This window comes from Halomonas faecis, assembly GCF_010993975.1.
GTDB classification, from domain to species: domain Bacteria; phylum Pseudomonadota; class Gammaproteobacteria; order Pseudomonadales; family Halomonadaceae; genus Halomonas; species Halomonas faecis.
This window is the reverse complement of sequence record NZ_JAACZO010000022.1, coordinates 238,650-258,632: the sequence shown is the minus strand read 5'-3', so window position 1 is coordinate 258,632 and position 19,983 is coordinate 238,650. Positions and strand designations below refer to the sequence as shown.

15 protein-coding genes are annotated in these 19,983 nt (G+C 64.8%); 14 read left to right on the top strand and 1 reads right to left on the bottom strand.

Annotated elements, in window-relative coordinates; genetic code table 11:
• The first annotated feature begins 22 nt into the window (after nt 1–22).
• The 6 genes from GFD32_RS11335 (at nt 23) to GFD32_RS11310 (ending at nt 9,651) form a co-directional block, all read left to right on the top strand.
• Nucleotides 23–1,693 (top strand): AMP-binding protein, encoded by a 1,671-nt coding sequence (locus tag GFD32_RS11335; protein WP_163576684.1) that lies wholly within the window; start codon nt 23–25, stop codon nt 1,691–1,693.
• A 229-nt stretch (nt 1,694–1,922) separates the two neighbouring features.
• Nucleotides 1,923–5,879: an ATP-dependent RNA helicase HrpA gene (hrpA, locus tag GFD32_RS11330; protein ID WP_407081076.1), complete on the top strand. Its 3,957-nt coding sequence runs from the start codon at nt 1,923–1,925 to the stop codon at nt 5,877–5,879.
• 129 nt (nt 5,880–6,008) lie between these two features.
• Complete coding sequence (locus GFD32_RS11325; protein WP_163576681.1) at nt 6,009–7,130, top strand: beta-ketoacyl-ACP synthase III; 1,122 nt, start codon at nt 6,009–6,011, stop codon at nt 7,128–7,130.
• A gap of 20 nt (nt 7,131–7,150) precedes the next feature.
• Entirely contained in the window at nt 7,151–7,936 is a 786-nt protein-coding gene (locus tag GFD32_RS11320; RefSeq protein WP_163576680.1) for an MlaA family lipoprotein, read from the top strand.
• 10 nt (nt 7,937–7,946) lie between these two features.
• Nucleotides 7,947–9,152: a PP2C family protein-serine/threonine phosphatase gene (locus GFD32_RS11315; RefSeq protein WP_163576679.1), complete on the top strand. Its 1,206-nt coding sequence runs from the start codon at nt 7,947–7,949 to the stop codon at nt 9,150–9,152.
• Nucleotides 9,139–9,651 carry an STAS domain-containing protein gene (locus tag GFD32_RS11310; RefSeq protein ID WP_163576678.1) on the top strand — a complete coding sequence of 171 codons (513 nt, stop codon included), beginning with the start codon at nt 9,139–9,141 and terminating at the stop codon, nt 9,649–9,651. The genes GFD32_RS11315 and GFD32_RS11310 overlap by 14 nt, the downstream gene beginning before the upstream one ends.
• Nucleotides 9,652–9,730: 79 nt before the next feature.
• On the opposite strand, the gene tal is transcribed toward GFD32_RS11310, so the two are convergent.
• Nucleotides 9,731–10,669, bottom strand: coding sequence for a transaldolase (tal, locus tag GFD32_RS11305; protein ID WP_163576677.1), 939 nt, complete (start codon nt 10,667–10,669; stop codon nt 9,731–9,733).
• Nucleotides 10,670–10,803: 134 nt separating this feature from the next.
• On the opposite strand from tal, the gene GFD32_RS11300 reads away from it, so the two are divergent.
• The 8 genes from GFD32_RS11300 (at nt 10,804) to GFD32_RS11265 (ending at nt 19,983) form a co-directional block, all read left to right on the top strand.
• Nucleotides 10,804–11,979, top strand: coding sequence for a multidrug effflux MFS transporter (locus tag GFD32_RS11300; protein WP_163576675.1), 1,176 nt, complete (start codon nt 10,804–10,806; stop codon nt 11,977–11,979).
• Between the two features lie 92 nt (nt 11,980–12,071).
• The gene (locus tag GFD32_RS11295; RefSeq protein WP_163576674.1) at nt 12,072–13,097 is read left to right on the top strand and encodes a substrate-binding domain-containing protein; all 1,026 of its coding nucleotides are present in this window, start codon (nt 12,072–12,074) and stop codon (nt 13,095–13,097) included.
• 104 nt (nt 13,098–13,201) lie between these two features.
• Nucleotides 13,202–14,458 carry a phosphate ABC transporter permease subunit PstC gene (pstC, locus tag GFD32_RS11290; protein WP_163576673.1) on the top strand — a complete coding sequence of 419 codons (1,257 nt, stop codon included), beginning with the start codon at nt 13,202–13,204 and terminating at the stop codon, nt 14,456–14,458.
• An 18-nt stretch (nt 14,459–14,476) separates the two neighbouring features.
• Nucleotides 14,477–15,643, top strand: a complete 1,167-nt coding sequence (gene pstA / locus GFD32_RS11285; protein ID WP_163576672.1) for a phosphate ABC transporter permease PstA — start codon at nt 14,477–14,479, stop codon at nt 15,641–15,643.
• A 28-nt stretch (nt 15,644–15,671) separates the two neighbouring features.
• Nucleotides 15,672–16,523: a phosphate ABC transporter ATP-binding protein PstB gene (gene pstB, locus GFD32_RS11280; RefSeq protein WP_240455614.1), complete on the top strand. Its 852-nt coding sequence runs from the start codon at nt 15,672–15,674 to the stop codon at nt 16,521–16,523.
• A gap of 148 nt (nt 16,524–16,671) precedes the next feature.
• The gene (locus GFD32_RS11275; RefSeq protein WP_163576671.1) at nt 16,672–17,079 is read left to right on the top strand and encodes an arsenate reductase ArsC; all 408 of its coding nucleotides are present in this window, start codon (nt 16,672–16,674) and stop codon (nt 17,077–17,079) included.
• A 41-nt stretch (nt 17,080–17,120) separates the two neighbouring features.
• Nucleotides 17,121–18,821 (top strand): methyl-accepting chemotaxis protein, encoded by a 1,701-nt coding sequence (locus GFD32_RS11270; RefSeq protein ID WP_163576670.1) that lies wholly within the window; start codon nt 17,121–17,123, stop codon nt 18,819–18,821.
• Between the two features lie 130 nt (nt 18,822–18,951).
• Nucleotides 18,952–19,983, top strand: a complete 1,032-nt coding sequence (locus GFD32_RS11265) for an ArsJ-associated glyceraldehyde-3-phosphate dehydrogenase (protein ID WP_163576668.1) — start codon at nt 18,952–18,954, stop codon at nt 19,981–19,983.

The window sequence follows — 19,983 nt, the reverse complement described above, 5'->3', positions numbered from 1 at the left end:
GACGATGCCGCGGAGAGACGCCATGAGTGAGCACGCCACAGCCCCGATCCTCGTCGGTCCCGATATCGATGGCATGGAGGAGTACCGTTCGGTAATGGAGGTCTTCCATGCTGCGGTGGGGCGCTACGCAGACAATCCCGCTTTCAGTTGCATGGGTCGTACGCTCAGCTTTGCCGACCTCGACCGTTTGTCCGGCGACTTCGCTGCCTGGCTGCAGGCCGAGACCGAGCTCGAGCCGGGGGACCGCATCGCCATTCAGCTTCCCAATCTGCTGCAGTTCCCGGTGGCCGTTTTCGGAGCCATGCGCGCCGGCCTGGTGGTGGTGAACACCAATCCACTCTACACCGAACGGGAAATGGCCCACCAGTTCAAGGATTCCGGCGCCAAGGCCATCGTCATTCTGGCCAACATGGCCGACAAGCTCGAGCGCATTCTCGACCGCACCGAGATTCGCCATGTGGTGGTCACTGAGCTGGCGGACCTGCACGACTTCCCCAAGCGGCAACTGATCAATGCCGTGGTCAAGTACGTCAAGAAGATGGTGCCGGCGTATCGGCTGCCCGGTGCGGTGCCCTTGCGCCGTGTGTTGCAGTTGGGGGCCGGGCGGAGCCATCGCGAGGTGGCACGCGAGCCGGACGACATCGCGGCGTTGCAGTACACCGGAGGCACCACGGGCCTGGCCAAGGGCACCATGCTCACTCATCGCAACCTGGTGGCCAACATGCTCCAGGCGCGACAGGCGATCGGCCCCGGGCTCGACGAGGGGCGGGAGCTGGTGGTGGCACCGCTGCCCGTCTATCACATCTATACCTTCACCGTTAACTGCCTGTTCCTGATGGAGACGGGCAATCATTCGGTGCTGATTACCAACCCTCGTGACCTGGACGGTTTCGTCAAGGAACTGAAGGAGATGCCGTTCACCGGCTTCATCGGTCTCAATACGCTGTTCAATGCGTTGTGCAACCGAGAAGACTTCCGACAGCTCGACTTTTCGCGACTGCATCTGACCATCTCGGGCGGCATGGCACTCACCCGTGCCGTTGCCGAGCGTTGGGAAACGATCACCGGCTGCGCGGTCGCCGAGGGGTATGGCCTCACCGAAACCTCTCCCATCGTCAGCTTCAACCCCATCGACGCCATCCAGCTCGGAACCATCGGTAAGCCGGTGGCGGGTACTCAGGTCAAGGTGGTGGATGTCGACGGCAACGACCTGCCCTTCGGCGAGCCGGGAGAGCTGTGCGTCAAGGGGCCCCAGGTAATGAAGGGGTACTGGAACTGCGAGGAGGAGACGGCCCAGGTATTGAGCGAGGATGGCTGGTTCCGCACTGGCGATATCGCCGTGTTGCAGGACGACGGCTACATCCGCATCGTCGATCGCAAGAAGGACATGATTCTCGTCTCGGGCTTCAACGTCTACCCCAACGAAATCGAGGACGTGGTGGCCACCCACCCCGGCGTGGTGGAGTCCGCCGCGGTGGGGGTGCCCGACGAGGCGAGCGGCGAGGCCATCAAGCTCTTCGTGGTCGCCAAGGATGACAGCCTCGACGAGAAGGCGCTGCGCGAGTGGTGCAAGAAGGAACTGACCGCCTACAAGGTACCCAAGACGGTGGAGTTCCGCGATGAGCTTCCCAAAACCAATGTGGGTAAGGTGCTGCGCCGTCAGCTGCGTGATGACGAAGGGACCGAAACCTGATCTCGCCGATAGCCGGTGATCGATCGTTTGATAGACAACGACAATCGCGGAAATTGGCCGCCGGTGCGCTGCCGGCGTTACAATGAGCTGCCCGCACCGGCCATGCCGGGGCGGGCAGCTCGTTTCAGCGCCTGAGGATGTCGTGACCACCACAACTCGTCCCCGCTCCGTTACCGCGCCTACGGATACCGTGCAGATCGAGCGCCTGAAGCAGGCGCTCGACGGCGTCATGCTGCGCGACCGGCCGACTCTGGAGAAACGCTTGGGTGGTCTGGCGCGCCGGCTGAAAGAAGGCAAACCGGTCGATCGCGGACTTCCCCGGGTGGCCGAGGCGATCGAGACGTCCCGGGCGCAGGCGGCACGTCGCCATGCACTTCCAGTCACCCTGAACTACCCGCCCGACCTGCCGGTGGCCGAGCGCCGCGAGGATATCCTCGCCGCTCTGCGGGATCATCAGGTGGTGGTGGTGGCCGGTGAAACGGGCTCCGGCAAGACCACCCAGCTGCCCAAGTTGTGCCTGGAACTGGGGCTCGGGCGGCGTGGCCTGGTGGGGCATACTCAGCCGCGGCGTCTGGCGGCGCGTTCGGTGGCAGCGCGTCTCGCCGAAGAGCTCGAGACACCGCTGGGCGAACAGGTGGGCTACCAGGTGCGTTTCACCGACCAGAGCGGCGACGACACCCTGGTCAAGCTGATGACCGACGGCATCCTGCTGGCGGAGACGCGCCACGATCCGGACCTGGGTCGCTATGAGGCGATCATCATCGACGAGGCCCACGAACGCAGCCTCAACATCGACTTCCTGCTCGGCTACCTCAAGCGGCTGTTGCCGCGTCGCCCCGACCTGAAGGTGATCATCACCTCGGCGACCATCGACGTGGAGCGCTTCGCCGCACACTTTGCATTGTCCGGTGGTGGCACGGAAGCCGACACGGGCGAGCCGGAGCCCGCGCCGGTAGTGGAGGTGTCGGGCCGCACTCATCCGGTGGAGGTGCGTTATCGGCCGCTGGTGCGCGAGGCCGACAACGAGGCCGACCGGACCCTTCAGGAAGGCATTCTCCACGCCGTGGAGGAGATCGAGCGCATCGAGCGCGATAAGCGCTGGTTCCATGGCCCGCGTGACATCCTGGTGTTCCTGCCCGGCGAGCGCGAAATCCGCGAAACCGCGGATACCCTGCGCCGCGCCGATCTCAAGGGTACCGAGATCCTGCCGCTCTATGCACGGCTCTCCAACGCCGAGCAAAACCGGGTTTTCGCCTCGCACAAGGGGCGGCGCATCGTGCTTTCCACCAACGTGGCCGAAACGTCACTGACCGTACCGGGCATTCGCTACGTGATCGACCCGGGCCTGGTGCGCATCAGCCGCTACAGCTATCGTGCCAAGATCCAGCGCCTGCCGGTGGAGCCGATCAGCCAGGCCAGCGCCAACCAGCGCAAGGGGCGCTGCGGCCGCGTGGCCGAGGGCGTGTGCATTCGTCTCTATGACGAGGAGGATTTCCTCGCCCGGCCCGAATTCACCGACCCAGAGATCCGCCGCACCAACCTGGCCTCGGTGATTCTCTCCATGCTGTCGCTGGGTCTGGGTGACATCGAGCGTTTTCCCTTCGTCGATCCGCCGGATTCGCGCTTCGTCACCGATGGCTTCAAGCTGCTCTTCGAGCTGGGCGCGGTCGACGCCAGCCAACGACTCACCGACATGGGGCGCAAATTGGCGCGGCTGCCCATCGACCCGCGCCTGGCACGCATGGTGCTGGCCGGTGCCGAGCAGGGCGGGTTGCGCCAAGTGCTGATCGCGGTGGCCGGCCTGGCGGTGCAGGATCCCCGTGACCGCCCGGCGGACAAGCGTGAGGCCGCCGACCAGGCGCACCGCCGCTGGCAGGATCCGGAATCCGACTTCGTCGCGCTGCTCAATCTGTGGCAAGGCTTCGAGGCGGCCCGCGAGACGCTCTCGGGCAACCAGCTGCGGCGCTGGTGCCGGGAGCGCTACATCAATTATCTGCGCATGCGCGAATGGCACGATACCTTCCGCCAGCTGCGCCAGCTGCTGCGCGACATGGCCATCGAAGTGCCGCCGCCGTTGCCCGAGTCCGCGACAGACGGGGAGTCGAGCGACGAGGCCCGTGCCCAGGCGCGTCGCCACAATGCCATCCAGTTGCACCGGGCGCTGTTGCCGGGGCTCCTGTCGCATCTCGGCCTGCTCACCGAGAATCGTGAGTACCTCGGAGCGCGCAACCGAAAGTTCTTCATTCATCCCGGATCGGGCCTGGCCAAGAAAGCGCCCAAGTGGCTGATGGCCTTCGAACTGGTCGAGACCAGCCGTCTGTTCGGGCGTACCGTGGCCAGGATTGACCCGCAGTGGATCGAGCCCGTGGCCGGGCACCTGGTCAAGCGCAGCTACGCCGAGCCGCACTGGGAGATGAAGCGTGGTCAGGTCGTGGCCAAGGAGCAGGTGACCCTGTTTGGCCTGCCCATCGTCAGCGGGCGCAAGGTGCATTATGGGCCCATCGCCCCTGGCGAGGCCCGGGAGCTGTTCATCCGCCGCGCTCTGGTGGAGGGCGAGTTTCGCACCCAGGGTGAGTTCTTCGCCCACAACCGGGCCTTGGTCGCCGAGGTCGAGGAGCTCGAGGACCGGGCCCGCAAGCGCGATATCCTGGTCGACGAGGAGACACTGTTCGCTTTCTACGACGCGCGCCTTCCCGGTGACATCCATAGCGGCAGGGGATTCGAGGCATGGCGCAAGAAGGCCGAAGCCGCCGACCCCGATATCCTCAAGTTCGACCGTGCGGCACTGCAGGCGCGGGAGGCCGAGGAAGTCACCGCCTCGGACTATCCCGATGAGCTGGTGCTGAACGGCGTGCGCTATCCGCTCGGCTATCGCTTCGAGCCGGGCGCGCCCGACGATGGCGTCACCCTCACCGTGCCGGCGGCCATGCTTCCGCAACTGCCCACCGCCCGCCTCGAATGGCTGGTGCCCGGCCTGCGGCGCGAGAAGTGCATTGCCCTGATGAAGTCGTTGCCCAAGTCGGTGCGTCGCCAGGTGGTGCCGATTCCCGACTGGGTGGATGCGGCGCTGGAGGCTCTCACGCCCGACGACGTGCCGCTCACCGAAGCGCTGGGCGAGTTCCTGCGGCGCAAGACCGGCATGCGTCTGCATGCCGACGACTGGCGTCTGGACCAGCTCGAACCGCACCTGGTGATGAACGTGCGCGTGGTGGACCACGAGGGCCGCACGCTGGGGCAGGGCCGGGACGTTGGCGAACTGGAGCGTCGCTTCGAACAGGCGGCGGGGCAGGGCACGCGGGCACTCGCCGAAGAGGCGCGCCTTGCCGCGCCGGTGGAGACACTGCCTGAGACGCCGCTGCCCGAGTCGCGGGTCACCTCCCAGGCCGGCATCCGCGTGGAAGCCTATCCCGCCCTGGTTCCCGAGGGGGAGCGCTTTCGGGTCGAGCTCTTCGACCATCCCGACAAGGCGAGTGCGGCACATCGCCAGGGAATCGTACAGCTGGCTCGGCAGCGCCTGGCCGATTCGGCACGCGAGATCGAGCGGATCAAGCAACTCGAGACCTGTGCCTTGCTGTTCGCCAAGGTGGGCAGCAAGCGCCAGCTCGTCGATGACGTGATCGGCGCCGTCTTCCAGCAGGTGGTGGCGGTGGAGCCGTTGCCGCGTTCGGCATCCGACCTGGAGTCACGCCTGGCGGCGACGCGGGCCGAGCTCGTGCCTTGCGCCGAGGCGTTGGTGGCCAACCTGAAGCGCGCTCTGGAGGGTCACCTTGCGGTCACCAAGGCGTTGAAGGGCAACCTGAACCTGGCCCTGGCGCTGGTATACAGTGATCTGAAGGCCCAGATGGCGCGGCTGGTGTACCCCGGCTTCGTCACTGAGGCCGGCGTCTGGCTGGCCGAGTACCCGCGCTACATGGAGGCAGCGCTGATTCGTCTGGAGAAGGCGCCGCGGGAGCGCATGCGCGATCAGATGCACATGCAGGAGGTCCAGGCCTTCGAAGAGCGCCTGGCGGCTCGCCGTGAGAGCCAGCGCCGCGGCGGGCACGGGGAGCCGGCGCTGGTCGAATTTCGCTGGTGGATCGAGGAGTTGCGCGTGTCGCACTTCGCTCAGCAGCTGGGAACGGCGTTTCCCGTTTCCGCCAAGCGTCTCGAAAAGCGTTGGGCAGAGCTCATCGGCCACGGCGGATGAGCGTCGAGCGTGAACAGAACACGAGCACCGCACGGTCGGTGCCAAGTCGCGGGTTTGGGCCCGTCGGAGCCGTCGGCGAGCGTAGCCGGTCTGCGGACCAGGCCTGGAGCCAGTTAGGAGAAGACAGACATGACAGAGGTCGTGATCACCGGCACGGGACTTTACACACCGGAGCACGCCATCGACAACGCGTCACTGGTGACGGCGTTCAACGCCTGGGTGGATGCCGAGAACGCACGCAATGCCGAGGCCATTGCCGCCGGTGAACGCGAGCCCTTGGCGCACTCCAGCAGCGAGTTCATCGTCAAGGCATCGGGCATCCACAGCCGCTACGTGCTCGATGCCGAGGGCATCCTGGACCCCGAGCGGATGCGCCCGCGACTGCGTGAGCGGCGCAACGACGAGCCCTCCATCCAGTGCGAAATGGGCCTGGCCGCTGCCGGCGACGCTTTGCAGACGGCCGGCGTGGCGGCTGGCGACATCGACCTGGTGATCGTGGGCTGCTCCAATCTGGAGCGCCCTTACCCGGCAGTGGCCGTGGAGATGCAATCGGCGCTGGGTGCCGGAGGCTACGCCTTCGACATGAACGTGGCCTGTTCGTCGGCCACCTTCGCCATCGAGACCGCGGCCAACGCCATTCGCGCCGGCAATGCTCGCCGCGCACTGGTGGTCAATCCGGAAATCTGCTCGGCCCACCTCAACTTCCGCGATCGCGACAGCCACTTCATCTTTGGCGATGCCTGCACGGCCATCGTGGTCGAGCGCGACGATCTGACGACGGCCGAGGCTCGTTTCGGCATACTGGGGACTCGGCTCACGACCCGTTTCTCCAATGCCATACGCAACAATGCCGGCTTCCTCAATCGCGTGACCGACAGCGACCCGTTGGCGGTCGACAAGCTCTTCGTGCAGGAGGGCCGGCGGGTGTTCAAGGAGGTGTGTCCCCTGGTGTCGTCGTTGATTACCGATCACCTGGCCAGCCTGTCGCTGTCGGGTGACGACCTCTCTCGGCTGTGGCTGCATCAGGCCAATCGTCACATGAATGACCTGATCGCCCGGCGCGTGCTGGGTCGTGAGCCGACGGTGCGCGAGGCGCCGGTGATCCTCGATCGCTATGCCAACACCAGTTCGGCGGGATCGATCATCGCCTTCCACCTGCACCGCGACGATCTGACATCCGGTGCGCTGGGGGTGGTCTGTTCCTTCGGTGCCGGCTACAGTGCCGGCAGTGTCGTGGTGCGCCGACAATGAGGCGCGAGCGGAGGCGGGACATGCAGAGAGGCAGCGGAATGGGTGAGCGGCGCAAGGGAAAAGTCCCAGTCGGCGCTCTGCTAGCGCTGGGGCTGCTGGCGGGATGTGCCAGCACGCCGGCTCCTGAAGAGCGCAACCCCGACGACCCCTGGGAGGGCTTCAATCGGCGCGTGTTCGCCTTCAACGAGGTGGTGGATCGCTATGCCCTCAAGCCGGTGGCTCAGGGTTATCGCACCGTGACGCCGGAGCCGGTGCAGACCGGCGTGGGCAACTTCTTCTCCAACCTGGGCGAGCTGCGCACGCTGCTCAACAGCCTTTTGCAGGGCAAGCCGGGCAATGCCGGCATCGCCGGCGCGCGCTTCGTGATCAACACCACGGTGGGTATCGGCGGGCTGTGGGATTTTGCCACTCACATGGAGATTACCGGCCGCGAGGAGGATTTCGGCCAGACCCTGGGGGTATGGGGCGTCGGGGAGGGGCCCTATCTGGTGCTGCCCTTGCTGGGAGCGAGTACGGTGCGTGACACCGGGGCTCTGCCGGCGGACATGTACGCCTATCCCACGACCTACATCGAGGATGACCCCACGCGCATCGGCCTGACTGCGCTGCGCATCGTCGACGCACGAGCCGGACTGCTGGATCAGGAGTCGCTGATCCGCGGCGATCGCTACAGCTTCATTCGCGATGCCTATCTACAGCAGCGTCGCTTCGAAGTCAGCGATGGCGAGCAGGGCGACGACCCCTTCGCCAGCGACGACTTCGAATTCAATGACTCCGATTTCGACGATGCCGATTTCGCCGACTGAGGCAGGTCCCATGGATGCAGCCAAGCCGCTGATTGGCGTGCTCGACGCGCCCGGCGCCTACCGTGATGCCCTGGCCGATACCATCGCTCGGGACGGTTTGGTAGTCATGGCAGTGGAAACCCTCGACGACCTGCCAGCGGATACCGCACTGGTGGTGGTGCACGCCCGCGCGGTACCGAGCTTGGAGTGGTCGCGTCTCACCGAGCGCCTGCCCACGCTGGTGGTGAGCGATTCGCGGCTCGATGAGGATCTGCTCACCGCCGTGGACGTGGGGCTGGTCGACTATGTGATCGAGCCCCTGCGTCATGGTCAACTGCTGCGGCGCATGATTCGCAAGGCCATCGAGCTGCATCGTCTGGAAGACGAGCGTGCCCATGACCGCGAGCGGCTCGCCCAGCTCAACGAACACCTCGAGGAGCTCAACGAAAGCCTGGAAACTCACCTGGGCATGCTGCGTCTCGATCAGCAGGCCGGCGGGCAGATCCAACGCAAGCTGCTACCGCCCAACGAACAGACTTTGGGCGGCGTGACCTGCGATTACTGGATGGCGCCCTCGCTCTACCTGTCGGGGGATTTTCTCGACTTCCAGCGCTTCGATGAGCGCTTTACGCTGTTCTACTTTGCCGATGTTTCCGGACATGGGGCCTCGTCGGCGTTCGTCACGGTGCTGCTCAAGTCGCTGTGCAACCGCTGGCTGTCCGAGTGGGACGGGACGAGTCCGGAAGCGTTGCCGGCACGTTGGCTGGCCCGGCTCAACCGTGAGCTGCTCGATACCAGTATCGGCAAGCACGCCACCCTGTTCGTCGGGGTCATTGACCATCACGACCAGACTCTTCACTATTCACTCGGCGCCCAACTCCCCAAACCGCTTCTGGTGAGCGAGGAGCAGGCCGTCGAGCTGCCCGGTGAAGGCATGCCGGTAGGGCTTTTTCCGAACGTGACGTACCCATGCCTGCAATACGATCTGCCGGCGCATTTCCGCCTATGGCTGTGCTCGGACGGCGTTCTGGAGTGCCTGCCTGGCGAAACGCTCGATGCGCGGCTCCAGGAGCTGGAACGACGCATCGTGTCCTGTACGACGCTGGTGCAGTTGCGCGATGGCCTGGCTCTGAGCACTTCCCTGGAAAGTGATGTCGAAGGGGGAGTCGAGGGTGAAGAACTGCTGGACGATGTAACCATCATGTTGCTGAGCGGGTTTACCGATGATCATGAATGAGGGTCGCGTCAAGGCGGCGTTCGACGCCGGTGTCTTCGTGCTCAAGCTGTGTGGTGACGTGCGACTGACCCTGTGTGCCACCCTGGACACCCAGGCCCAGCAGTTGGCCGAAACGCCGGGGCTCCAGGCGCTGGTCATCGACCTGCGTGAGGCGACCAACGTGGATTCTACGGCGCTTGGCTTTCTGGCCAAGGTGGCCATGGCCGTGCAGGACAAGATCGACCACAAGCCCACCATCGTGGTGGACAACCCCGATGTGCAGCGCATGCTCGAAGTGATGGGGTTCGCTCAGTTCTTCACCATGATGGCGGCGCCGGTCACCGAGGTATGCGAGTTGTGCGACGATCTTCCCGAAGTGCCCGCAGATCTGGAAGCCACTCGTCAGCGCATTCTCGAGGCGCATCGCATTCTGATGCGCATGAACGAGCACAATCGCGAAGAGTTCCAACCGTTGGTCGAGATGCTCGAGTCCCAGGAAACCGCTTCGTCTCATGACTGAGGTTGCGTAACCCATTTCCCCCGACGAACCGGACGCCCTTTGCAGAAAGGCGTCCGATTCGTTGCCGTTGACTGTCCTGTCAGCCTTGGCGGAGTTCTCCGAGCAGGGCTTCCAGCTTGCGTTGGTCGGCGGTGAACTTGCGAATGCCCTCGGCCAGCTTTTCCGTGGCCATGGCGTCTTCGTTCAACGCCCAGCGGAATTCCGCTTCGTCCTGGGGTTCGGGGGGCGAGGTTTCGGCATCCGAGGGGCTCAGCCGACGCTCCAGGTCGCCTTCACTGGCGGCCAACTCGCCCAGCAGCGCCGGAGAAATGGTCAGCCGGTCACAGCCTGCCAGGGCCAGGATCTCGCCCATGTTGCGGAAACTGGCCCCCATCACCACGGTGCGATAGCCGTGGCCCTTGAAGTGGTCGTAGATGCGCTTGACCGACTGCACGCCGGGATCGTTGTCGTCGCTGAAGTCGGCTTCCGGCTCCTGGGCTTTGTACCAGTCGAGAATACGGCCGACGAAAGGTGAGACCAGGGTGACGCCCGCATCGGCGCAGGCACGGGCCTGGGTGAAGCTGAACAGCAGCGTGAGGTTGGTGCGAATGCCTTCGCGCTCCAACTGCTGGGCAGCGCGAATGCCTTCCCAGGTGGCGGCGACCTTGATCAGAATGCGCTCCGGTCCGACGCCGTGGCGGGCGTAGCGTTCGATCAGCGAGCGAGCCCGGGCCAGGGTGGCGTCGGTGTCGAACGACAGCCTGGCGCTCACTTCGGTGGAGACGTAGCCGGGTATCAGCTCGCTCACTTCACTGCCAATCTCCACGGCGACCGCGTCCAGGGCATCGTCGATGTCGGTGCTGTGCCGCGCGATACCGGCCAGCCGGGCACGCCATGCTTCCGTCTGCGCCGCTTGCAGAATCAGCGATGGGTTGGTGGTGGCATCGTGGGGGGCGAAGCGCCGAATGGCCTCGAGGTCGCCGGTATCGGCGACCACGGTGGTCATCGCCTTGAGTTGGGACAGCAGGTCTCTGGCCATGGGGAACTCCGTGGAATCGAATAGGCTGAACACTGTAACAAGCGGTCTGGCGGTGCAACAGCCGCGGGCACGACAGTTGGTGCGGAAACGGCTATCATTAGCGGCCTATCTAATCATGCAAAGAGGGAGGGCCCTTGAGCCTCGATCCACGACGCGTCGCCCTGCTGGTAGCCGCCAATACGGCGCTGGCGCCCTTCGCCATCGATGCCTATTTGCCGGCCATGCCGGCGTTGGCAGCATCGGTGGGAGCGAGCATTCACCATACGGAGCTGTCGATCAGCGCCTTTCTCATCGGCTTCGCCCTGGGGCAGCTGCTGTTCGGGCCGCTCTCCGACCGCCTGGGTCGCAAGCCGGTGCTACTCTCGGGCCTGGTGGCCTTCCTGCTGGCGAGCCTGGCCATCACCGCGGTCGACTCGTTGGCCGCATTGTTGATCTGGCGTTTCCTGCAGGCGCTCGGCGGCGGTGCCTGCGTGGTCAATTCGGCGGCCATCGTGCGCGACTGCTTCAGCGGTCGTGAGGCGGCACGGGTGATGTCGACCATGGCGATGATCATGATGCTGGCACCGCTGGTGGCCCCGGCGGTGGGCAGTGGGTTGCTCTATCTGGCCGACTGGTGGCTGATCTTCGTCTTCCTGGCGGGTTATGCCGCCTTCCTGCTGTGGCTGATGGGGACGAAACTGCCGGAAACCCGCGCGCCCGGCCAACCCACCGCCTCGTTTCGTCAGGTACTGGCCAACTACGCCAGCGTGCTCACCCATCGCGAGGGGATGGGCTACGTGTGCGCCGTGGCGACCTCCTTTGCCGGACTATTCGCCTTCGTCACCGCCTCACCGTTTCTCTACATCGAGCATTTCGGGCTGAGCCCGGCCATGTACCCGGTGGTGTTCGGCGTCAACGTGGTGGTCATCGCCGGCTCCAACCGCGTCAACATTCATTTGTTGCGCTGGCGTACCCCCCAGCAGAATCTGCGCCTGGGGCTGGCCATCCAACTGATCGCGGCCACTGGGCTGGCCGTGGTGGCCGCCAGCGGTGCGGCCTCGCTGGTCACGGTGGTGCCGCTGGTGATGCTGTTCACCGGCATGATCGGCCTGATCACGCCCAACGCCATCTCTTCGCTGCTCGAGCATTTCAGCCACATCAGCGCCACCGCGACGGCGCTGCTGGGGGGCATCCAGTTCTCGAGCGGGGCGCTGGCCGGTTTCATGGTCGGGGCCTTCGAGATCGAGAGCATCTGGCCCATGGTGGCCACCATGTTGATCGTCTCGCTGTTCGGCAATGTGGCGCTGCGCCGCCTCACTCCAGTGCGCTGAAAAATTTCACCGCCTGTCACGAAGCTGTCATCTGCCTGCGGCAACGTATGCCGTGCGCAGGATGAATTCCCTCACTGACAGGAGTGACTTGCATGAACCGCATCCTCAAGTCCCGTACCTTCAAGACGACCGTGATCGCCGCTGCGGTCATGGGTGCCGCCACTGCAGCCCATGCTCGCGATCAGATTCGCATCGTCGGTTCCAGCACCGTCTATCCGTTCGCCAGCTACGTGACCGAGGAGTTCGGCGCCGTCACCGAGTATCCGACGCCGGTCATCGAGTCCACCGGTTCCGGCGGTGGCATCCGCCTGTTCTGCAACGGTGTGGGTGAAGGAACGCCGGACATCTCCAACGCTTCGCGCCGCATCAAGGCTTCCGAACTGGAGCGCTGCGTAGAGAACGACGTCACCGACGTCACCGAGGTCAAGATCGGTTCCGACGGCATCGTCTTCGCCCAGTCCAGCACCAACGAGGCGATGGACATCACTCTCGAGCAGCTGTTCCTGGCGGTGGCCGCCCAGGTGCCGGTGGGTGGCGAGCTGGTCGACAACCCCTACACCAACTGGAGCGACATCGACGCTTCCCTGCCGGACCGCGAGATCTCCATCTACGGCCCGCCCAGCACCTCGGGCACCCGTGACGCCTTCGAAGAACTCGCCATGGAAGTGCCCTCCGAAGAAATGGAAGCCTATGGCGGTGAAGCCTATACCGAGATCCGTGCCGATGGTGTCTACATCGATGCCGGCGAGAACGACAACCTGATCGTTCAGCGCCTCACCGAGGACACCAAGGCCTTCGGCATCTTCGGCTACTCTTTCCTGGTGGAAAACCCGGATGCACTGATCGGCACCGCTATCGATGGCGTCGAGCCCGAGGCCGAGGCGATCAGCGCCGGCGAGTACCCGATCGCCCGCTCGCTGTTCTTCTACGTGAAGAATCAGCACACCGACGATGTGCCGCCGCTGTACGACTACGTCGACATGTTCGTCTCCGAGACCATGATCGGCGAGGGCGGTTACCTGATGGACATCGGCCTGATCCCGCTGCCCGAGGCCGAGCGTGAGCAGACTCGCCAGAAGGTGGCCGATCGTGCCCAGCTGCAGGTCTCCGACCTGTAAGGCAGCACCAGGCACGGAAGCCTGATCCGGCCGGCAGCCTCAGTCTGCCGGCCGTCGCACGTTCCGGCAGACCGCCTGCCGTCGACAGAGACTGAGAGAGACCGATGCAGACCAACCAACTCCTTGCCCTGTTCAGCGGCGTCCTGCTGGCGCTGGGGCTGGTGGCCTTCTTCATGGGGCGCGCCAAGGCCGCACGGGTGCGCGCTGCCGGCATGGCCATGCATGCGCAGCCCGACCAGTACGCCTGGTTCACCGTGCTGTCCACCGCCGGGCCAGCACTGCTCGTCAGCGCCCTGGGCGCTTTCATCATGCTGTTGCTGGGGGCGGCGATTCCAGTGCCCTACCTGCTCGCCGCCAGCCTGGTCGTGGCGGCCGGCGGCCTGACGGTGGGCATTGCTCAGGTACGCCCCGATTTTCACGCACGGCGAGCTATCGAGCGGGTGATTCGGTGGGTGCTCGTTGCGGCGGCGCTGATCTCGATCTTCACCACCTTCGGGATCCTGTTCTCCATCGTCTTCGAGGCGCTGCGTTTCTTCCAGATGCACAGTTTCTGGGATTTCGTGACCGGCACGGTGTGGAACCCCGGGGCCAGCTTCCTGGCTGCGGCCGGACGCGCGGAGGAAGGGGGCAGCGCTGCGCAGTTCGGCTCGGTGCCGCTGTTCGCCGGTACCTTCATGATCACTGCGATCGCCATGCTGGTGGCGATTCCCATCGGATTGCTAGCCGCCATCTACATGTCCGAGTTCGCCCCGCAGCGGGTGCGCACCCTGGCCAAGCCGACCCTGGAGGTGCTGGCCGGCATTCCCACCGTGGTCTATGGCTTCTTCGCCGCCATCACGGTCGCCCCGATCATCGTCAGCGTAGCCGGCTTCTTCGGCCTGGATGCCTCCTTCAACAACGCCGTGGCGCCGGGTGTGGTGATGGGCATCATGATCATCCCCTTCATCTCCTCGCTCTCCGACGACGTGATCAACTCGGTGCCCGACAGCATGCGTCAGGGCTCCCTGGCGCTGGGCATGACCAAGGGAGAGACGATCCGCGACGTGGTCATTCCCGCGGCCCTGCCGGGTATCATCTCCGCCTCGCTGCTGGCAGTTTCCCGGGCGCTGGGCGAGACCATGATCGTGGTGATGGCCGCCGGCATGCGGCCCAACCTCACCGCCAACCCGCTCGAGGACATGACCACGGTGACGGTGCGCATCGTCGCTGCGCTGACCGGCGATCTGGAGTTCGAGAGCGCCGAGACACTCTCTGCCTTCGCCCTGGGACTGGTGCTCTTCGCGGTGACGTTGAGCCTCAATCTGGTATCGGTGCTGATGATTCGCCGCTTCCGCGAAAAGTATCGCGTCAACAATCTGTAACGCCGAGGAATCGCCGAGATGAGTCAAACCTTCGACGACATCAGCGCCCAGTTGCGCGGCCGCCACCGGCGGTCGGCGCGCCTGAAGTGGATCTCCATGGGTGCTTTGGGCCTGGCTGGCCTGTTTCTGGTGCTGTTCTTCGCCGACATGCTTAACAAGGGGCTGCCGGCCTTTCAGCAGGCCTATGTGCAGGTCGAACTCGAGTACAACGAGGATGCGCAGCGGATGGGCCGCGCGGCCATGGAACCCGAGGATGCCAAAATCGTCAGCCGTAGCTTCGAACGTCTGATCCCGGGTATGATCCGTGACGATCCGGCCCTGTTGGGGACCACCGAAACCCGCTGGGAGCTGGCCAACGGGGAGGTGGATCAGTACCTGAAAGGGCATCGCAGCAAGCTCAGCGACGCCGAGCGTCAGGCGGTCGACGAGAAAGTCGAGAATGGGCAGGTGGCCTTGAAGTTCAACACCACCTTCTTCACTCAGGGCGATTCCAAGATGGCAGAGCGCGCCGGCATCATGGCGGCCGTCGTGGGTACGGTGATGACCATGCTGGTGACCCTGGCCATCGCCTTCCCCATCGGTGTGATGACGGCGGTCTACCTGGAGGAGTTCGCCCCGGACAACCGGCTCACCCAGATCATCGAAATCAACATCAACAATCTGGCGGCGATCCCCTCGATCCTGTTCGGTCTGCTGGGTCTGGCGATCTTCATCAACTTCTTCGGGGTGCCGCGCTCTTCGCCGCTGGTGGGCGGCATGACGCTGGCGCTGATGACGTTGCCGGTGATCATCATCGCCACCCGCACGGCGCTGCGCAGCGTGCCGGACTCCATTCGCCACGCCGCCTTCGGGGTGGGCTGCTCGCGTTGGCAGGTGGTGCGCGACCACGTACTCCCGCTGGCCATGCCCGGCATCATGACCGGCTCGATCATCGGCCTGGCCCAAGCCATGGGCGAGACCGCGCCGCTGATCATCGTCGGCATGGTGGCTTTCATTCCCGATGTCTCGGCATCGTTCACCCAAGCGGCCACCGTGTTGCCGGCGCAGGTCTTCACCTGGGCGGGCGAGCCCGAGCGGGCCTTCGTCGAGAAGACGGCCGGCGGCATTCTGGTGTTGTTGGCGATCCTCATCTTCCTCAACGCCACCGCCGTCATCCTGCGCAAGAAATTCGAGCGTCGCTGGTAATCGCCAGCCCGTGATAGAGGACATTGTCATGACTTCCCTGCAGACCACGACACCCACCGCGGCCGTCAACCCGCCCGAGCCAGAGCTGGGGCAGCCCTACGTGCGCAACGAGCATGCCTGCCACGATCTGAGCATTCGCGTGCGTGATCTCAGCCTGTGGTATGGCGAGTCGCAGGCGCTCAAGAATCTCAACATCGATATCTTCCAGAAGAACGTCACGGCGCTGATCGGACCCTCGGGGTGTGGCAAGTCTACCTTCCTGCGTTGCCTCAACCGCATGAACGACCTGATTCCCGGCGTGACGATCCGCGGTCTGGTGGAGATGGATGGTCGCGACGTCAACGCCGTGAAGATGGACGAGGTGGCCCTGCGCCGCCGGGTAGGCATGGTGTTCCAGAAGCCCAACCCTTTCCCCAAGTCGATCTACGAGAACGTGGCCTACGCCCCGCGCATGCACGACCTGGTGAGCCGCAAGGCCGACCAGGATGAGCTGGTGGAGAAGGCGCTGCGCGATGCCGGCCTGTGGGAGGAGGTCAAGGACAAGCTGCAGCAGCCGGGGACTTCGCTCTCCGGCGGTCAGCAGCAACGCCTGTGCATCGCCCGGGCCATTGCCGTGCAGCCCGACGTGATCCTGATGGACGAACCCACCTCGGCCCTGGACCCCATCTCTACGGCGACCATCGAAGACCTGATGGACAAGCTCAAGCAGCAGTTCACCATCATCACGGTGACCCACAACATGCAGCAGGCGGCCCGGGTGGCGGACTACACGGCGTTCTTCCACCTGGGGGAGATCATCGAATACAACGATACCCAGGTGATGTTCTCGAGCCCCGCCACCAAGAAGGCTGAAGACTACATCACCGGCCGGTACGGCTGATCCCGCCGGAAGGAAGCCGCGCGGCGGCGGGCGAGACCCGCTGCCGCGTTTTTTTGGTGAATGGTTCGACGCCGCCTGGCGGACGACTGCAATCCTATCGTCACACTGGCTCGATACTCTCTGGGCAATGAACCATAAGGAGAGTCCCATGTCGCGCCAGCGCGTTCTCTTTCTCTGCAATGCCAACTCGGCACGCTCCCTCATGGGCGAAGCGCTGCTTCGCCATCTTGCCGGTGACCGGTTCGAGGCTTTCAGTGCCGGAACGGAGCCGGATCACCCGCACGAATTCACCCTGGCGGCCCTGCGCAAACAGGGCATCTCCTGCGAGGGGCTGGCCAGCCAGTCGCTGGACGATTTCGCCGATGAGCATTTCGATGCGGTGATCGTGCTCTGCGACAAGGCTCAGCAGGCCTGCCGCGATTGGCAGGGGAGTGCCGAGGAAAGGCTCTACTGGGACATTCGCGACCCGCGCCTGATCGGCAAGACCGATGCCTACGAACAGGCGCTCCAGGAAATACGCCGCCGACTTCAGCTGTGGCTGCTGGCGCGTCGTTAGCCGGCCTGGCCGTTCCCCACCCCGTCGAAGAGAGAGACGCCATGAAACTGCTCGACAACATGACCGTCAGGACGAGCTGGACCCTCGTGCTGGTGGCGTTCAGTGCGCTGATCCTGGTCATCGGCGGATTGGGGCTCGCCGCCAATCAGGTGGGGCGCGAGGCCTTTGCCATGCTGAACGAGACCAACGTGCGCCAGGAGCGTGACCTCAATGCGGCCTATAACGACCTGCTGCGCGCGCGCGTCGAGATGGATCGCGCTGCCGAACTGCTGCGAACTCCTTCCTTCGACCGTCCGGGGCCGATCATCGAATCGGCCGATGCGCTGCTGGACGACGCCAACCAGGCATTCCAACACTTTCTCGAGGCATCTCACGAGCCCGAGCAGCAGGCATTGGTCGAGACGCTGGAAGAGCGCTTCCGCTCGTTGCATGACAACAATCTGCGCTTGCAGCTGGGTTTGCTGCAGGACGCCGACGTCACCGGCTATCTTTCCGGACAGTCGCGAGTGACTCAGAGCAGCGAGCGCTTCATCGAGACTATCGATGCGTTCTTCGCGCGTAACCAGCAGTTGGGCCAGCACCTCGCCGAGCGTTTCGGACGGACCTCGGACTGGTTGAACGGGGGCGTGGTCGGCACCCTGCTGGCGGCGCTGGCGTTGATCGCCGTCGTGGTGTGGGGCGTGCGCGTCAACGTGCTGAAGCCCTTGAGCCGCGTCGTCGAACACTTCCAGCGTATCGCCGCCGGCGACCTTGCCACGCCGGTGGAACGTCGCGGCAACAACGAGATCGGCCAGCTGTTCGCCGAACTCTCCACCATGCAGCAATCGCTGACCGATACCGTCGGCCGTGTGCTGGCCAGCAGCGAGCGGGTTCAGCACGGCAGCCAGGCCCTGGCCGAAGGCAATCGATCGTTGTCGAGCCAGACCCAGCAGCAGGCGTCGGCCCTGGAACAGACGGCAGCGAGCCTGGAGGAGCTCACCGCGACCGTGGCGCAGAATGCCGAGCGGGCTCATGACGTGAACCGGTCGGTCAACGATGCGTCGGACAAGGCGCGTGAGGGCGATGCGGTGATCCAGCAGTTCCTCACCACCATGGAAGCGATCCATGGCCATTCCGACGAGATCCAGTCCATCATCGCCCTGATCGAAAGCATCGCCTTCCAGACCAACATTCTGGCCCTCAACGCCTCGGTGGAAGCCGCCCGCGCCAGCGACCAGGGCCGCGGCTTCGCCGTGGTGGCCACGGAGGTGCGCGACCTGGCCACACGCAGTGCCGACGCCGCCCGGGAGATTCGCCACCGCATCCAGGCGTCGCGCACGAGCGTGGAGCAGGGCGATGCGCTCTCGCGCGAAGCGGCGGAGCACACTCGAGCGATTCTCACCGCCATCGAACGGGTCAGCGTGCTGATGGACGACATCTCCCGGGCCTCGAGCGAACAGCGATATGGCATCGAACAGGTCAACCAGGCGATGGGGCAGATGGAAGTCGCCACCCAGGATAGCGCGCGGCTGGTGGAGGGCGCGGCCGGCAATGCCGCGGAACTCGCCGATGAAGCCCAGCGCATGCATGACTATGCGCGGCGTTTCTCGCTGGCCGTGGCGGAAAGCGGGAATGAGAGGCCACCATTGCCCGCCGACGTCGATGCCTCACCCTGGCTCACCTTGGCGCTCTCCGACAGCGAGTCTTTCGACCGAGATCCGAAGCATCGCACGACACGCCGCGATACGCTGGCGGCCTGTTGAGCGGTCGCACCGCGTGTGTCATGCGATGCCCATGATCGAGTGCGCGGTTCGTTTATATATGGAATTCCATATACAATGACGTCGACGACTTCATGCTCGGCACAGCGCCGCACTTTTCAGGAGAGCATTCATGACCTTGCGTATCGGCATCAACGGCTTCGGTCGCATGGGGCGACTGACGTTTCGCGGCCTGTGGTCTCACATCCAGCGGGGCGACGTCGAGGTGGTGCGCCTCAACGACCCGGGCGGTGATGCGGCGACCTTCGCGCATCTGCTGGAGTTCGATTCCGTCCACGGCCACTGGGCGCCGGGGCAGGGCATCCGTGCCGAGGGCGAGGCCATCGTGGTCGACGGCCGGCGCATCCCCTTCAGCGCCAATCGCGAGCTGGCCGACAGTGACTGGTCGGCCTGCGACGTGGCCATCGAGTGCTCCGGCAAGATGAAGACCAAGACCAAGCTCCAGGCCTATCTGGACCAGGGCGTCGAGCGGGTGGTGGTCAGCGCTCCGGTCAAGGAGGAGGGCGTGCTCAACGTGGTGGTGGGGGTCAACGACGACAAGTACGATCCTGAGACGCACCGCATCGTCACCGCGGCGAGCTGCACCACCAACTGCCTGGCACCGGTGGTCAAGGTGATCCACGAGACCTTCGGGATCCGCCACGGCTCCATGACCACGGTACACGACATCACCAACACGCAGACCATCCTCGACGCTCCCCACAAGGACCTAAGGCGCGCCCGGGCCTGCGGCATGAGCCTGATTCCCACCACCACCGGCTCGGCCAAGGCGATCACCGCGATCTTCCCGGAGCTCACCGGCAAGCTCAACGGCCATGCTATTCGCGTGCCACTGGCCAACGCCTCGCTCACCGACATGGTCTTCGAGCTGGAGCGCGAGGTCACCGTTGAGGAAGTCAATGCGGCGCTCGAGGCCGCCGCCGAGGGTGAACTGGCCGACATCCTGGGCTATGAGGCGCGCCCGCTGGTCTCCATCGACTACCGTACCGATCCGCGCAGTTCGATCATCGATGCGCTTTCGACCATGGTGGTCAATGGCACCCAGCTCAAGCTCTACGCCTGGTACGACAACGAGTGGGGCTATGCCAACCGCACCGCCGAGCTGGCCTTGAAGGTGGGGAATGCGCAGGTGGGCCGTGGCTGA

Coding starts and splice junctions, on each gene's coding strand:
- GFD32_RS11325 (WP_163576681.1), top strand. CDS start 6,009: ATGACAGAGGTCGTGATCACCGGCACGGGACTTTACACACCGGAGCAC.
- pstA (WP_163576672.1), top strand. CDS start 14,477: ATGAGTCAAACCTTCGACGACATCAGCGCCCAGTTGCGCGGCCGCCAC.
- pstB (WP_240455614.1), top strand. CDS start 15,672: ATGACTTCCCTGCAGACCACGACACCCACCGCGGCCGTCAACCCGCCC.
- GFD32_RS11315 (WP_163576679.1), top strand. CDS start 7,947: ATGGATGCAGCCAAGCCGCTGATTGGCGTGCTCGACGCGCCCGGCGCC.
- GFD32_RS11270 (WP_163576670.1), top strand. CDS start 17,121: ATGAAACTGCTCGACAACATGACCGTCAGGACGAGCTGGACCCTCGTG.
- GFD32_RS11265 (WP_163576668.1), top strand. CDS start 18,952: ATGACCTTGCGTATCGGCATCAACGGCTTCGGTCGCATGGGGCGACTG.
- tal (WP_163576677.1), bottom strand. CDS start 10,669: ATGGCCAGAGACCTGCTGTCCCAACTCAAGGCGATGACCACCGTGGTC.
- hrpA (WP_407081076.1), top strand. CDS start 1,923: ATGCTGCGCGACCGGCCGACTCTGGAGAAACGCTTGGGTGGTCTGGCG.
- GFD32_RS11275 (WP_163576671.1), top strand. CDS start 16,672: ATGTCGCGCCAGCGCGTTCTCTTTCTCTGCAATGCCAACTCGGCACGC.
- GFD32_RS11295 (WP_163576674.1), top strand. CDS start 12,072: ATGAACCGCATCCTCAAGTCCCGTACCTTCAAGACGACCGTGATCGCC.
- GFD32_RS11335 (WP_163576684.1), top strand. CDS start 23: ATGAGTGAGCACGCCACAGCCCCGATCCTCGTCGGTCCCGATATCGAT.
- pstC (WP_163576673.1), top strand. CDS start 13,202: ATGCAGACCAACCAACTCCTTGCCCTGTTCAGCGGCGTCCTGCTGGCG.
- GFD32_RS11310 (WP_163576678.1), top strand. CDS start 9,139: ATGATCATGAATGAGGGTCGCGTCAAGGCGGCGTTCGACGCCGGTGTC.
- GFD32_RS11320 (WP_163576680.1), top strand. CDS start 7,151: ATGCAGAGAGGCAGCGGAATGGGTGAGCGGCGCAAGGGAAAAGTCCCA.